Annotated in this window: 9 protein-coding genes, 1 tRNA gene and 2 rRNA genes (1 of these 12 cut by a window edge); all 12 read left to right on the forward strand. The window is 62.3% G+C overall.

Annotated features, from left to right (window positions below):
* Positions 1 to 2,000, forward strand: a 23S ribosomal RNA gene (locus tag NKH95_RS26320); it begins 822 nt to the left of the window's first position.
* A 272-nt stretch (positions 2,001 to 2,272) separates the two neighbouring features.
* Positions 2,273 to 2,387: ribosomal RNA gene (gene rrf, locus NKH95_RS26325) — 5S ribosomal RNA — on the forward strand.
* Positions 2,388 to 2,614: 227 nt separating this feature from the next.
* Positions 2,615 to 2,691: transfer RNA gene (locus NKH95_RS26330), tRNA-Met, on the forward strand.
* 830 nt (positions 2,692 to 3,521) lie between these two features.
* Complete coding sequence (locus NKH95_RS26335; protein ID WP_352893707.1) at positions 3,522 to 4,553, forward strand: substrate-binding domain-containing protein; 1,032 nt, start codon at positions 3,522 to 3,524, stop codon at positions 4,551 to 4,553.
* 96 nt (positions 4,554 to 4,649) lie between these two features.
* The gene (locus tag NKH95_RS26340) at positions 4,650 to 6,185 is read left to right on the forward strand and encodes a sugar ABC transporter ATP-binding protein (protein ID WP_352893709.1); all 1,536 of its coding nucleotides are present in this window, start codon (positions 4,650 to 4,652) and stop codon (positions 6,183 to 6,185) included.
* A gap of 76 nt (positions 6,186 to 6,261) precedes the next feature.
* Positions 6,262 to 7,185, forward strand: coding sequence for an ABC transporter permease (locus NKH95_RS26345; RefSeq protein ID WP_236383556.1), 924 nt, complete (start codon positions 6,262 to 6,264; stop codon positions 7,183 to 7,185).
* A gap of 25 nt (positions 7,186 to 7,210) precedes the next feature.
* Positions 7,211 to 8,191 (forward strand): sugar-binding transcriptional regulator, encoded by a 981-nt coding sequence (locus NKH95_RS26350; RefSeq protein WP_023812425.1) that lies wholly within the window; start codon positions 7,211 to 7,213, stop codon positions 8,189 to 8,191.
* Entirely contained in the window at positions 8,188 to 9,183 is a 996-nt protein-coding gene (locus NKH95_RS26355; RefSeq protein ID WP_352893710.1) for an aldo/keto reductase, read from the forward strand. Before NKH95_RS26350 ends, NKH95_RS26355 begins: the two co-directional genes overlap by 4 nt.
* 21 nt (positions 9,184 to 9,204) lie before the next feature.
* Positions 9,205 to 10,902, forward strand: a complete 1,698-nt coding sequence (locus tag NKH95_RS26360) for a glycerol-3-phosphate dehydrogenase/oxidase (protein ID WP_352893711.1) — start codon at positions 9,205 to 9,207, stop codon at positions 10,900 to 10,902.
* On the forward strand, positions 10,893 to 11,735 hold the full coding sequence (locus tag NKH95_RS26365; RefSeq protein WP_352893713.1) for a class I fructose-bisphosphate aldolase: 843 nt from the start codon (positions 10,893 to 10,895) through the stop codon (positions 11,733 to 11,735). The genes NKH95_RS26360 and NKH95_RS26365 overlap by 10 nt, the downstream gene beginning before the upstream one ends.
* Positions 11,736 to 11,757: 22 nt before the next feature.
* On the forward strand, positions 11,758 to 13,272 hold the full coding sequence (locus NKH95_RS26370; protein WP_352893715.1) for an FGGY-family carbohydrate kinase: 1,515 nt from the start codon (positions 11,758 to 11,760) through the stop codon (positions 13,270 to 13,272).
* Complete coding sequence (locus NKH95_RS26375; RefSeq protein WP_352753820.1) at positions 13,269 to 14,885, forward strand: GMC family oxidoreductase; 1,617 nt, start codon at positions 13,269 to 13,271, stop codon at positions 14,883 to 14,885. The genes NKH95_RS26370 and NKH95_RS26375 overlap by 4 nt, the downstream gene beginning before the upstream one ends.
* Positions 14,886 to 14,897 lie beyond the last annotated feature (12 nt).

A 14,897-nucleotide genomic window follows, 5' to 3' on the forward strand; every position in this document is an offset into this window, starting at 1 on the left:
GACTTGTGGCTAGGGGTGAAAGGCCAATCAAACTCGGAAATAGCTGGTTCTCCGCGAAATCTATTTAGGTAGAGCGTCGACCGAATACCCCAGGGGGTAGAGCACTGGATGGGCTAGGGGTCCTCACCGGATTACCAAACCTAACCAAACTCCGAATACCTGGGAGTACTAGTCGGCAGACACACGGCGGGTGCTAACGTCCGTCGTGAAAAGGGAAACAACCCTGACCTACAGCTAAGGTCCCCAAGTTATGGCTAAGTGGGAAAGGATGTGAGGATCCCAAAACAACCAGGATGTTGGCTTAGAAGCAGCCATCATTTAAAGAAAGCGTAACAGCTCACTGGTCTAAATAAGGGTCTTTGCGCCGAAAATGTAACGGGGCTAAAGCCATACACCGAAGCTTAGGGTTTGGTCCGCAAGGGCCAAGCGGTAGCGGAGCGTTCTGTAAGCTGATGAAGCCATACCCGTGAGGGGTGGTGGAGGTATCAGAAGTGCGAATGCTGACATGAGTAACGTAAGGGGAGTGAGAGACTCCCCCGCCGAAAGACCAAGGGTTCCTGCTTAAAGCTAATCTGAGCAGGGTTAGCCGGCCCCTAAGACGAGGCGGAAACGCGTAGTCGATGGGAACCACGTTAATATTCGTGGGCTTGGAGGTAGTGACGGATCATTGAGGTAGTCCAATCTTATCGGATTGAACGGGCTGCTGCGTGGTTCCAGGAAATAGCTCCTCCTTATAAACCGTACCCGAAACCGACACTGGTGGTCTGGTAGAGTATACCAAGGCGCTTGAGAGAACTATGCTGAAGGAACTCGGCAAATTGCACGCGTAACTTCGGAAGAAGCGTGACCCTTTTCTACGCAAGTAGAGGAGGGTGGCACAGACCAGGGGGTAGCGACTGTTTATCAAAAACACAGGGCTCTGCGAAGTCGCAAGACGACGTATAGGGTCTGACGCCTGCCCGGTGCTGGAAGGTTAAGAGGAGGGGTGCAAGCTCTGAATCGAAGCCCCAGTAAACGGCGGCCGTAACTATAACGGTCCTAAGGTAGCGAAATTCCTTGTCGGGTAAGTTCCGACCTGCACGAATGGCGTAACGACTTCCCCGCTGTCTCCAGCATAGACTCAGTGAAATTGAATTCCCCGTGAAGATGCGGGGTTCCTGCGGTTAGACGGAAAGACCCCGTGCACCTTTACTATAGCTTTACATTGGCATTCGTAGTGGCATGTGTAGGATAGGTGGTAGGCTTTGAAACCTGGGCGCCAGCTCAGGTGGAGCCACCCTTGAAATACCACCCTTATTACTATGGATGTCTAACCGCGGCCCGTTATCCGGGTCCGGGACAATGTATGGTGGGTAGTTTGACTGGGGCGGTCGCCTCCTAAAGAGTAACGGAGGCGCGCGATGGTGGGCTCAGAACGGTCGGAAATCGTTCGCTGAGTGCAATGGCATAAGCCTGCCTGACTGCGAGACTGACAAGTCGAGCAGAGACGAAAGTCGGTCATAGTGATCCGGTGGTCCCGCGTGGAAGGGCCATCGCTCAACGGATAAAAGGTACGCCGGGGATAACAGGCTGATGACCCCCAAGAGTCCATATCGACGGGGTTGTTTGGCACCTCGATGTCGACTCATCGCATCCTGGGGCTGGAGCAGGTCCCAAGGGTATGGCTGTTCGCCATTTAAAGCGGTACGTGAGTTGGGTTCAGAACGTCGTGAGACAGTTCGGTCCCTATCTGCCGTGGGTGTAGGAATATTGAAAGGATCTGTCCCTAGTACGAGAGGACCGGGATGGACGGATCTCTGGTGGACCTGTTGTGGCGCCAGCCGCATAGCAGGGTAGCTATATCCGGACGGGATAACCGCTGAAGGCATCTAAGCGGGAAACCCACCTTAAAACGAGTATTCCCTGAGAACCGTGGAAGACGACCACGTTGATAGGCCGGGTGTGGAAGAGCGGCAACGCTTGAAGCTTACCGGTACTAATAGTTCGATCGGCTTGATCGTTCTCATTCCTTATGCTCATCTGACAAAGTCAGATGTTCTCACTCACGCTTGTTCCGCCCTGCGGGCGGCGCTACGTGGGTGCGGCGCATCAGCGCCGACGGTCGGTCGACCTTGCGAAGCTTCGCTTCGAAAGGCGTCAGGATCCAAAGAACTGTAAAGGCACAAAAAGACCAGCGAACAGCTCAGAGAAAGCAGCAAATAGGGTCCCTATTCGCTACTCACTATTGGCTATTCGCTCAAAAAAGCTTCTCGAACAACGTGCGTTTTGCCGACCTGGTGGTTATGGCGGAGCGGCTGCACCCGATCCCATTCCGAACTCGGCCGTGAAACGCTCCAGCGCTGATGGTACTTCGTCTCAAGACGCGGGAGAGTAGGTCGCTGCCAGGTCTGCCAAACGCACGTTGAACTCACATCCAATCGGATGTGAGAGAAATCTTCTCTTTATGAAATGGCCCGCCAAGGGATCACGGGCCGCGTAAGCGGCCCTTTCATTTGGTCAGCCATATACCTATCTGTAGGCCTCGGCTTACACAAAAAAAGCAAGCAAGCGCTTGCTTAGGAACGCAAGCAAACGCTTGCTTAGGGAATGCAAGCAAACGCTTGCTTAGGGTTGACGCGGGGTGGAGCAGCCCGGTAGCTCGTCAGGCTCATAACCTGAAGGTCACAGGTTCAAATCCTGTCCCCGCAACCAAATACAAAAGAGCCCGCCCTCGTGCGGGCTCTTTTGTATTGTGCCGTGGTGCCGGCGATTTAACCTGTCATCAGGCGCCCGCAAGCAAGCGGAGCCGACGCCGCCGGACAGAAAACTCAATCCTGTCCCCGCAACCAATCTGCGGTAAACGGCCCGCCTGGCACAAAGCCCGCGGGCCGTTTTGATGTTCGGCTGGGCTGGCCATCGATTGCCCCGGATCAGGCGCCCGCAACAAGGCGAAGCCCAAGCTGCGGGACAAAAAACCCAATCCCGTCCCCCGCAAACCAATCTCCACCAAGCAACAGTCCCCCAGGCACCAGCCAGCGGGCCGTTCGCATTCGGGGGACTGCCGAAGCTTCTCGGAATACGCCGGATGGTCCGAAGGCTGCCGTAAGCCGACGCAGCAGCAGACTTCTTGGCTAAGCGACATGGAGAGCGTCACGCCGCGCCCGGAATAGATGCTATCAAAGACAAGATCGTGGCTTCACGCGATAAAGACGCGGCCGGCGGGAGGGCACCACGCGAGCTCCTGGGTGCCGATACTCTAACCACACTCTCCGCGGTTCGCGGCCAAAGGCCGGAAAGGCCCTGCCTAGCCCGTACGGCACCTTGGCGGCCCGCGACCAGCTTCGTCGATCGGAGCGTATAGGTCCCCGAAGGAGGTCGTGAAATATATTTCAATATGTGAATTATATTGACAACATGCGCCGAGGCTGTAATGTCCCGATCGTCGGCTTTCGGAGGAAGGTCGGCATCATCAAATCCATACGGCAGCGCTCGCCGAGTGCCTGCGACGGTCATTGAGGATGGCTTCGGCCAAGGGAGGAAACTTGCGCAAATTTCTGAGCACGCTCGCAATCGCGGCGGCTGCATCGACCTGCTTTGGGTCGATGCAGGTACGCGCCGAAACCCCCAACCCGTTCAAATGCGAGCCGGGTGAAAAATACGTCATGAACGTCATGGTCTCGGGCGTCGAATACTGGTTCCCGGTCTATGAAATGTTCAAGCAGGCCGGCCAGCAGTTCGGCTGCGAGACCGCCTATACGGGTACGCCGGAATACGACGTCAACAAGCAGATCGCGACCTTCGACCAGGCGCTGGCGCAGAAGCCTGCCGGCATACTGGTACACCCGATGAATTCCGATCCGTTCATCGAGCCGATCAATCGCGCCATCGAACAGGGCACCGCGGTGGTGACCTTCGCCGCCGACTCGCCGAATTCCAAGCGCGTCTCCTACATCACCTCCGACAACAATGCCGAAGGCACCTATGCCGCCGACGCCGTTGCCAAGGCGATGGACGGCAAGGGCGAATATGCGGTGCTGGAGAATCCCGGCCAGGACAACCACGACAAGCGCGTCAACGCGTTCGTTGCCCGCATGGAAGCCAAATGGCCTGACATGAAGCTCGTCGGCCGCGCCGCTTCGAACCAGGATCCGACCAAGGCCTATCAGGCGGTTCTGAGCCTGGCGCAGGCGCATCCTGATCTTGGCGCCGTGTTCATGCCGGAGGCCAACTCGGCCATCGGCGCTGCCCAGGCCGCCAAGGAAGGCGGTGGCAAGATCCGCGTCATGCTCGCCGACGTTAATGCCAAGATCCTCGACATGATCAAGGCTGGCGAGATTTTCGGCTCGGTCAATCCAAACCAGGGCATGCAGGGCTATATGGGCTTCATGCTGTTGTGGATGGCCAAGCATCCCGGCCTGATCGACCCGATGAACGACGCCAAGCGTTCGGGTTTCAACCCGATGAGCGTGCCCTTCGTCGACAATGGCTTCTCCATCGTCTCCAAGGACAATGCGAACGACTTCTACTGGGACAAGTACCTCAAGCGTCGCGGCACCAAGGGCATCGAGGAATAGTCTCGATCTCGCCGCCCGGCCTCGGCATGGCCGGATTAACCGGGAAGGAGGCTTCGGCCTCCTTCCTCCCCCGCAGGTTCATCGCAGGAGCACGGCGTGACCCAGGCGCCCATTCTTGAAATCCGTGGCCTGTCCAAGGCGTTCGGCCCGGTCAAGGCGCTGAGCGACGTACGGTTCGAGCTGCGGCGCGGCGAAATCCATGCACTGTGCGGAGAGAACGGCGCCGGCAAGTCGACGCTGATGAACATGATCGCCGGTGTATTGCAGCCCGACGAGGGCGACATCCTGATCGATGGTGAGCGTGTTTCGATCCACTCGCCCGCGGCCGCCCAACGCCTCGGCATTGCGCTTGTCCACCAGGAAATCGCGCTGTGTCAGGACGCCACCGTTGCCGAAAACATCTACATGGCCGCGATCAACAGCCGGCGCGCGCCGCTGATGAATTTCCAGAAGCTCTACGCCGACGCCCAGAAAGTGATGGATCTTCTCGCACCCATTCCGGTGCGTACCAGGGTCGCCGACCTCTCCATTTCCAACCAGCAGCTTGTCGAGATCGCCAAGGCGCTGACGCTCGACTGCAAGGTGCTGATGCTTGATGAGCCGACCGCGGCGCTGACCGAAAGCGAAGCGCAGCGCCTGTTCTCGATCGTGCGCGGGCTCAAGGAGCGTGGCATTTCGGTGGTCTATATCAGCCACCGCATGGCCGAGATATTCTCGCTGTGCGACCGAGTCACCGTCTTCCGCGACGGCCGCTACGTGGCGACCGATCAGGTCGCCGCCGTCTCACCGGACGATGTCGTGCGCAAGATGGTGGGCCGCGAAATCACCCAGCTCTATCCCGACAAGCTGGCGCCGCAGGTGCCTGGGCGCCTGCTCCTCTCGGTCGAGGGGCTTTCCGATGGGCGCCGCTTCGCCGACGTCGATCTGCAGCTTCGCGCCGGCGAAATTCTGGGCATTGGCGGCCTGATCGGCGCCGGCCGCAGCGAGATCGCACAGACGGTCTGTGGCCTCAGGCCAATGACGGCAGGAACCGTCGCGCTCGACGGAAAGCAGCTCCGGCTGCGCGGCTATGGCGATGCGGTCAAGGCGGGGCTGGTCTATCTCTCTGAGGATCGCAAAGGCTCCGGCGTGTTCCTCGATCTGCCGATCGCCGCGAACATCTCGGCGCTCGACCTCGGCCGGCTCACCGGGCGCCTCGGCCTGCTCGACCGCAAGGCCGAGGATCGTCAGGCGAGGGAACTGACCGGCAGGCTCGGCGTGCGCATGGCCGGCATCGAGGCCGCCGTCTCGACGCTGAGCGGTGGCAACCAGCAGAAGGTTGCCATCGCCAGGCAGCTGTCCGTCAGTCCCAAGGTCATCATCATGGACGAGCCGACGCGCGGGATCGATGTCGGCGCCAAGGTCGAGATCCACCGGCTGCTGCGCCAGCTTGCCGGCAGCGGTGTCGGCGTCATCGTTATCTCGTCGGAACTGCCGGAGCTGATTGGCTTGTGTGACCGCGTTCTCGTGGTGCGCGAAGGCAGGATCGCCGGCGAACTCACCGCCGACGAGCTCGGCGAGGAAGCCATCATCATGCTCGCCTCTGGCGTTCAGGATAGTTCAAATCAAAGGCAGGCCCAGAATGTCGCCTAGGGAATCAGGAGAAGCGCTCGTGCACGCCGAGATCAAGGCCGCCGGGCGGCGCATCAATCTCGCTCAGCTCGCCTCGATGCGCGAGGCCGGGCTGATCGTCATCATCCTGGCGCTGTGCATCGCCATGAGCTTCGCCTCGCCGCACTTCCTGACATGGGGCAATTTCCGCGCCATGCTGATGAGCTTCTCCATCGAAGGGATCGTCGTCGTCGGCATGACGATCCTGCTCATCGTCGGCGGCATCGACCTTTCCGTCGGCTCGGTCGTATGTTTCTCGATGGTGGTCTCGGGTGCGCTGTTCCTCGCCGGCCTCGACCCCTGGACGGCAAGCCTGATCGGCATCGGCGTCAGCGCGCTGATCGGCGCGGCGATGGGCTTCTTCGTGACCGTGATAGGCCTCAATCATTTCATCACGTCGCTGGCGGCCATGGTCATCGTGCGCGGCATGTGCCTGGTGGTCACCAAGGGCACGCCGCTGTCGCTGTTCACACTGCCGCCGGCTTTCAAGGCCATCGGCCAGGGCAGTTTCAACAACATTCCCTATGTCATCCTGATCTTCATCGTCGTGGTGGCCATCTTCGACTTCCTGCTGCGTCGCGCCACGGCCTTCCGCAAGGTTTTCTACACCGGCTCCAACGAGAAGGCCGCGCAGTTCTCCGGCATCAGGACCAATCAGGTGAAGTTCTGGGTCACGGTGCTGTGCTCGACCCTCGCTGGACTGGCCGGCGTCATCTACATGGCGCGCTTTGGCGCGGCGACGCCGACCTTCGGCGCCGGCATGGAGCTCAACATCATCGCCGCGGCCGTCATCGGCGGCGCCTCGCTGAATGGCGGCTCGGGCACCATCTTCGGGGCAATCCTCGGCATGGCGCTGCTCTCGGTGGTGACGAGCTCGCTTATCCTGCTCGATGTCTCGGTCTATTGGCAGGACATGATCAAGGGATGCATCCTGCTGGCGGCGGTGTCGATCGATCACTTCCTGCACCGCAAAAAGTCCTGAACCTCAAAGGCGGCGAAGCAAGACCATGGCCCCTCCCAACACCCGAGACGACATCGCCGCTGTTCGTCAGATGCACCAGGCGCTTGTCCTGCATTATATCGAAGGCAAGACCCAGGCCGAGATCGCCGGGGAACTCGGCCTCTCGCACGCGACGGTCAACCGGCTGATCAAGCGCGGCCACCAGCTCGGCCTCGTCGAGATCAAGATCAAGTCGCCGATCGACCATCTGGTCGACCTGGAAGCGCGGCTGGTTGCGCTGGGCGGCATCGAGCGGGCGATGGTGGTGCCGTCGGTTTCCGAAAATCCGCACACGGCCCTGCAGCGGGTCGGCGAGGCGGCGGCTGGGCTGCTGCTCGACACCATCAAGGACGGCGACACGATCTCGATCACCGGCGGCAAGGGCGTCAGCGCGCTGGTCGCCGGTCTCAAGCCGGGGCGCCGATACGACGTCGAGATCATTCCCGCAACCGGCCTGGTGCAGGGCAAGCACTATACCGACGTCAACCACGTCGCCTCGCTGATGGCCGACAAGCTCGGCGGCCGCGCTTACCAGATCCATGCGCCGCTGTTTGCCGACACCGCGCAGCAGCGCGAAATGCTGATGGGCATCAGCTCCGTCGCCGACGTGTTTCGCAAGGCGCGCGAGGCGGATGTCGCGGTGGTGGGTGTCGGCTCCATCCTGACCGACGATTCCAGCTACTACGACCTGCATCCGTCCTCGAATGCCGATCGCCAGGCGATCGAGAAGTCCGGGGCGACAGGCGAGCTGCTCGCTCATCTCATCGACCGCCAGGGCAAGCTTTGCAACTACTCGCTCAACCGTTCGCTGGTCTCGTTGACGCTTGACGAGTTCGCGACCATCCCGCGCTCGATCGGCATTGCAAGCGGCCCCAGCAAGGTCGCGCCGATCCTCGCCGCCCTGCGCGGCAACCATCTCGACACCATCGTCACGGACGAGGCCACGGGGCTCCAGATCCTCGAGCTGGCCGAACAGGAGGTAGCATGAATTCTCGACAGATCCAGCGGCAGATCGGCAAGTCCGGCATATCGGCGTCGGCTGTAGGCCTGGGCACCTGGGCGATTGGCGGGTGGATGTGGGGCGGCACCGACGAGAAGGAGTCGGTCAAGGCGATCGAAGCCTCGATCGATGCCGGCCTCAGCCTGATCGACACAGCGCCGGCCTACGGTCTTGGCCGCAGCGAGGCGATCGTCGGCACCGCCATCAAGGGCAAGCGCGACAAAGTGGTGATCGCGACCAAATGCGGGTTGAACTGGCATTCCGGCAAGGGCGGCCATTTCTTCGATCAGGACGGCAAGCCTGTGCATCGCTATCTCGGCGCCGCCGGCATCGCCTATGAGGTCGAGCAGAGCCTGCGCCGTCTGGGTACCGACTACATCGACCTCTACATCACCCATTGGCAGGACCCGACGACGCCGATCGCCGAGACGATGGCAGTGCTGGAAAGGCTGAAGGCGGACGGCAAGATCCGCGCCATTGGCGCCAGCAATATCAGCGCCGAGGATCTCGGCCACTATATCGACGCCGGCCAGCTCGATGCGATCCAGGAGCGCTATTCGATGATCGACCGCGAGATCGAGAGCAGCCTGCTGCCGATCGCCCGCCGCCATGACATCGCCACCCTCAGCTACTCCTCCCTGGCGCTGGGCCTGCTCACCGGCACGGTTGAACCCGGCCGCACATTCGGCGGCGACGACCAGCGTAAGGACAACCCACGCTTTTCCACGGCCAACCGGCAGAAGGTCGCAAAGCTGAAAGAGGCAATCGCCCCGATCGCGGAAAGCCACCAAGCGTCGATGGCGCAGATCGTCATCGCCTGGACGCTCGCCCAGCCGGGCATCACCTTCGCCCTGTGCGGCGCGCGCAATCCTGAACAGGCGCTCGACAATGCACGGGCCGGCGAGATCACGCTTGCCGCAAGCGAGCTTGCGGCAATCGACGCCGCGGCAGCCGCGCATCTCACCGCGATGGATGCCTGAGCAAAAAAGGCAACAGCCCCGATGAACCGTAGCCATACGTTAGCCGGTCTGCGCGACCGGCCTGATATCGCCGTGCTCGTCATCGGTGGCGGCATCAACGGCATCAGCGTCTTTCGCGAACTGGCCCTGCAAGGCGTTGATGTCGTGCTGGCGGAGAAGGGCGACTATTGCAGCGGCGCCAGCGCCGCCCTGTCGCGCATGGTGCATGGCGGCCTGCGCTACCTCGAAAACGGCGAATTCAAACTGGTGCGCGAATCGCTGCTCGAACGCGACCGGCTGCTGAGGAATGCGCCGCACTATGTGGCCCCATTGCCGACGACGGTGCCGATCTTTGATATGTTTTCCGGCCTCGCCAACGGTGCGGTGCGTTTCCTGGGGCTGACGCGGCGGCCCAGCCGGCGCGGGGCGCTGGTCATCAAAGCCGGGCTTGCCATGTATGACCTTTTCACCGCTGCACGGCGTTTGATGCCGACGCACCGGTTCAGGGGCCGCGCCGAAACCCTGAAGACATGGCCGGCGATCAACCCGGCGATCCGCAATTCGGCGACCTATTACGACGCCTGGGTAAGCCGGCCCGAACGCCTCGGCCTGGAGATGCTGCTGGACGCCACGGCGAGCGCGGCGAACGCCCGCGCCTTAAACTACGCTCAGGTATCGTCGACAGGTGACGGCCTCTCCATTACCGACACGCTGACGGGCGAACAACTGCCGGTGCGGCCGCAACTGGTGATCAACGCCAGCGGCGGCTGGATCGACCTGACCAACAAGGCCATCGGGGCAACGGCGCAGACTATGATGGGTGGCACCAAGGGCTCGCATCTGATCGTCGACAACAGCGAACTGTTCGACGCGCTCGGCGGCCACATGGTCTATTACGAGAACGAGGACGGACGCATCTGCATCCTGTTTCCCTATCTAGGCAAGGTGCTGATCGGCTCGACCGACATCCGGGTCGATGATCCGGACAAGGTCCGTTGCGAGGCGGACGAGCAGCGCTACATCCTGCAGTCGCTCGCTTTCGTCTTTCCCTCGATCAAGGTTACCGAAAACCAGATCGTGTTCCGCTTCGCCGGCGTGCGTCCTTTGCCGGCCAGCGAAGACAGTTTTACGGGCCGCATACCGCGCGATCATTTCTGCGAGTTCGTCGAGCCGGCCGGACATCTGCCGGCGACATTGTGCATGATCGGCGGCAAGTGGACCACCTTCCGTTCGTTTGGAGCGCTGGCCGCCGACATGGCGCTGAAGCGGCTCGGCCTCGCGCGCAGCAAGGGCACGCAGGACATGGCCATCGGTGGCGGCCGTGGTTTTCCGGCCGACCCGCAGGTCTGGTGCGCATCATTCGCTGGCGAGCATGGCCTGCCGGTCGAGCGCGCGCACACACTTCTGCAGCGCTACGGCACGTCGGCCGGGGATTTCGTTTCGCATCCGGCAGGCGAACAGATGCTGCCGCGGTCGGACTATTCGGCAAGCGAGATCGGGCGCATCATCGAGCGCGAGCAGGTCGAGTGCGTTGCCGACCTGTTCCTGCGCCGCACCACCATCGCCATTTCGGGTGGCCTCAGCTTCGACCTCGTCAACGCCGTTCTCGACATGCTGGCGGCGCACAAGGGTTGGAGCACCAGCGAGGCCGCCACTGAGCGCTCGACCTTCCTCGCCTTGCTGGCAGACCGGCACGGCATCGACCTCCAGACGCATCAAAGGAGCGCCCTATGCGCGTAAACAAGAAAGTCCGCATGAACCGTCTGTTCGGCGGCGGCCGCTGTCTCGACGTCGCCATCGATCACGGCGTCTGCAACGAGCCGAGTTTCCTTGCCGGGCTGGAAGACATGGCAAGCGTCGTCAACCAACTGGTCAAGGCCGGCCCCGACGCCATCCAGATGAACTACGGCCAGGCCGACCTGCTGCAGGCCGTGCCTGGCAAGGACAAGCCGGCGCTGGTGATGCGCATCGACATGGGCAATCCCTATAACAGGATACGCCACCGAGCGATGTGGGCGGTGCTGCAGAACGAAGCCGAGCCCTTGCTTGGCGCCATCGAGATGGATGCGGCTTGCGTCGTGGTCAATCTGTTCATGCTGCCCGACGAGCCGGACCTGTTCCGGCAATGCGTGCAGAACATCGCCCGCGTGCGCGCGGATTGCGAGAAATACGGTCTGCCGCTGATGATCGAGCCGCTGGCCATGCTGCCGGTCGCAGAGCATGGCGGCTACATGGTCGACGGCGATGCCGAAAAGATCGTCACCTTGACCCGGCTTGCCCGCGAGATGGGTGCCGATATCGTCAAGGCCGATCCGACCACCGATCCCAACGACTTCCACCGCGTCATCGAGGCGGCGCGCTGCCCGGTGCTGGTGCGCGGCGGCGGCAAGGAGGATCTGCGTGCCGTGTTCGACAAGTCGGCTGCCTTGATGGCGCAGGGTGCGCTTGGCATGGTCTATGGCCGCAACATCTACCAGCATGCCAATCCGAGCGCCGTCGTGCGCGGGTTGATGGCGATCATTCATGACGATGCCGATGGCGGCGTGGCCTGGGATCTGTACAACCAGGCATAGGCTGCGGCCTCGGGAGGCGCCAATGGCAAGCTACATCCTCGGCCTCGATGCCGGCAACACCGTCATCAAGGCCATCCTCTTCGACTTGTCCGGCCGCGAGCTGGCATTCGCCGCCCGTGACGGCCGCTCGTCCATGCCAAAGCCCGGACATGTCGAACGCGACCTCGACGAACTCTGGCGCAACGCGGTTTCGGTCATCGGCCAATGCATTGCTGAAGCCGGTATCGACGCCGGCGAGATCGTTGCCATCGGCTGCGCCGGTCATGGCAACGGGCTCTACGCGCTCGATCGCGATGGTGCGCCATTGATCGGCATCCAGTCGCTCGACACACGCGCGGTCGGCATCGTTGCCGAATGGGCAAAAGAGAATGTCGGTGACCGCACCTATGCACATTGCCTGCAACGGCCGTGGGCGGCGCAGACACCGACCCTGCTTGCCTGGCTCAAGCGCTTTTCGCCGGCTTTGTTCGCCAACATCGGAACTGTGTTCCTGTGCAAGGATTTCGTCGTCAACCGCCTGACCGGTGCGCGCAGCAGCGATACTTCAGATATGTCGGGCTGCGGCCTGCTGCAGATGCGGGACCGTCGCTACGAGCCGGACCTGCTTGCCGCCTATGGGCTCGGCGATTGCGTGGACCTGCTGCCGCCAGTGCTGGAATCGGCCGACATTGCCGGCCATGTGGGCGCGGAGGTGGCGGCCCTGACTGGACTGCGCGCCGGCACGCCGGTCGTCGCCGGGCTGTTCGATGTCGTCGCCAGCGCGGTCGGTTCGGGCGTGACCGGAACCGGTGCCGCCTCGGTCATCGCCGGGACCTGGAGCATCAACCAGGTCATCACCGACGAACCGATCCGCGACCCTTCGATCTTCATGCTGTCGACTTTCGATCGCCAGCGCTATCTGGCGATCGAATCCAGTGCCACCTCGGCCGCCAATCTCGAATGGATCGTTCGCGAATTCCTCGAACATGGCGGCGAAGCCGGCAAGTCGCCGTTCGAATTGTGCAGCGAACTGGTGGCGTCCGTCGATCCCAACAGCGACATCCCGATCTATCATCCCTTCCTCTACGGCTCGCAGCAGAATGGCCATGCGCGCGCCGGGTTCTACGGCATCGCCGGCTGGCACAGCCGAGCCCATCTGCTGCGTGCGCTGTTCGAGGGCGTAGCCTTCGAGCATAAGCGCCATGTCGAGACCTTGCACAGAGCGGGCGCTGATTTCGACCAGGTGGTGCTGTCCGGCGGCGGCTCGCGCAGCAGCGTCTGGCCGCAGATATTCGCCGATGTGCTCGGCGTGCCCGTCACCGTGGCGCGCAGCCGCGAAACCGGCGCGCTGGGAGCGGCGATCGCTGCGGGCACCGGCGTCGGCATCTTCGCGGACTACAGCGCCGGTGCCGCCGCCATGACGGCGGCGGCCCGACATTTTGTACCCAATGAGGCGGTTGCCGACGCATATGCGGGGCGGTATCGACTGTACGGCGAGATCAACCAGGCGATGACCCCGATGTGGGAGCGTATCGCCGGACAGCAGGCGCGCACGTGACCGAAGCTCCACCGTCCCCGTTCGGCAGTTACGACTACGTCATCGTCGGGGCCGGCTCCGCCGGCTGCGTGCTCGCCAACCGGCTTTCGGCCGATCCGCGCAACAATGTGCTGCTGCTCGAGGCCGGGGGCAGCGACCGCTATCACTGGGTCGATATCCCGATCGGCTATCTCTTCTGCATGGGCAACCCGCGCACCGACTGGATGATGAAGACCGAGCCGGAAGCCGGTCTCAATGGACGCAGCCTCAACTATCCGCGCGGCAAGGTGCTCGGCGGCTGTTCATCGATCAACGGCATGATCTACATGCGCGGCCAGGCAGCCGATTATGATGGCTGGCGGCAGGCCGGCAATGCCGGCTGGGGCTGGGACGACGTGTTGCCCTATTTCCTCAAATCGGAAGACTATCACGGCGGCAAGAGTGCCATGCACGGCGGTGGCGGCGAGTGGCGGGTCGAACGGCAGCGGCTGTCGTGGCCGATCCTCGACGCCTTTCGGGACGCTGCCGAGGAACTCGGCATTCCGCGCACCGAAGACTTCAACACCGGCACCAATGAAGGCTCGGGTTATTTCGAGGTCAACCAAAGGAAGGGCGTGCGCTGGAACACGTCGAAGGCGTTTTTGCGCGGCATCGCGGGGCGCAAGAACCTGCGCGTGGTGCTCGGCGCGGAGACCGAACGGCTCGAATTCGACGGCCGGCGCGTCACCGGACTGGTTTTCCGCCAAGGCGGCCGCCTGCACCAGATCCGCGCTGGACAGACGATCCTTGCGGCCGGTGCCATCAACTCGCCGAAGCTGCTCGAACTGTCGGGGGTGGGCCGCCCCGACCTGCTTTCGAGCATCGGCCTGGATGTTCGTCATGCCTTGCCGGGCGTTGGAGAAAACCTGCAGGACCATTTGCAGATTCGCACCGTCTTCAAGGTCGCCAACACCGCCACGCTCAACCAGCGCTACCACAATCTGGTCAGCCGTGCGTCGATGGGGCTGGAATACGCGCTCAAGCGCAGCGGGCCACTGTCGATGGCGCCGAGCCAGCTCGGCATCTTCGCCAGGAGCGATCCACGCCTCGCAACGCCCGATCTCGAATATCACGTGCAGCCGCTGAGCACCGACCGTCTGGGCGAGCCGCTGCATCGCTTTCCCGCGGTCACCGTCTCGGTCTGCAATCTGCGCCCCGAAAGCCGGGGCAGCGTGCACATGGGTTCAGCCGATGCGCGGGAGGCGGCGAAGATCCGCCCGAACTATCTTTCCACCGAGGGGGACCGCAGCGTGGCCGTCGCGTCGTTGCGCCATGTCCGCAGTCTGATGAAGGCACAGGCGGTGGCGCGCTTTGCGCCGGAAGAGATGCTGCCCGGCATGCAGTATGACAGCGACGAAGAGCTCATCCGCAAGGCCGGCGATATCGGCACGACGATCTTCCACCCCGTCGGCACCTGCAAGATGGGTTCGGATACGATGGCGGTGGTCGACGAGGCCCTGCGTGTTCACGGGCTTGGCGGGCTGCGCGTGGTCGATGCCTCGATCATGCCGACAATCGTTTCGGGCAATACCAACTCGCCGGTCGTCATGATCGCGGAAAAGGCAGCCGAGATGATCCTGCAAGAGGCCCGCTGACCGCCATCGGCT

The organism is Mesorhizobium sp. M0848, assembly GCF_040319805.1.
Taxonomy (GTDB): domain Bacteria; phylum Pseudomonadota; class Alphaproteobacteria; order Rhizobiales; family Rhizobiaceae; genus Mesorhizobium.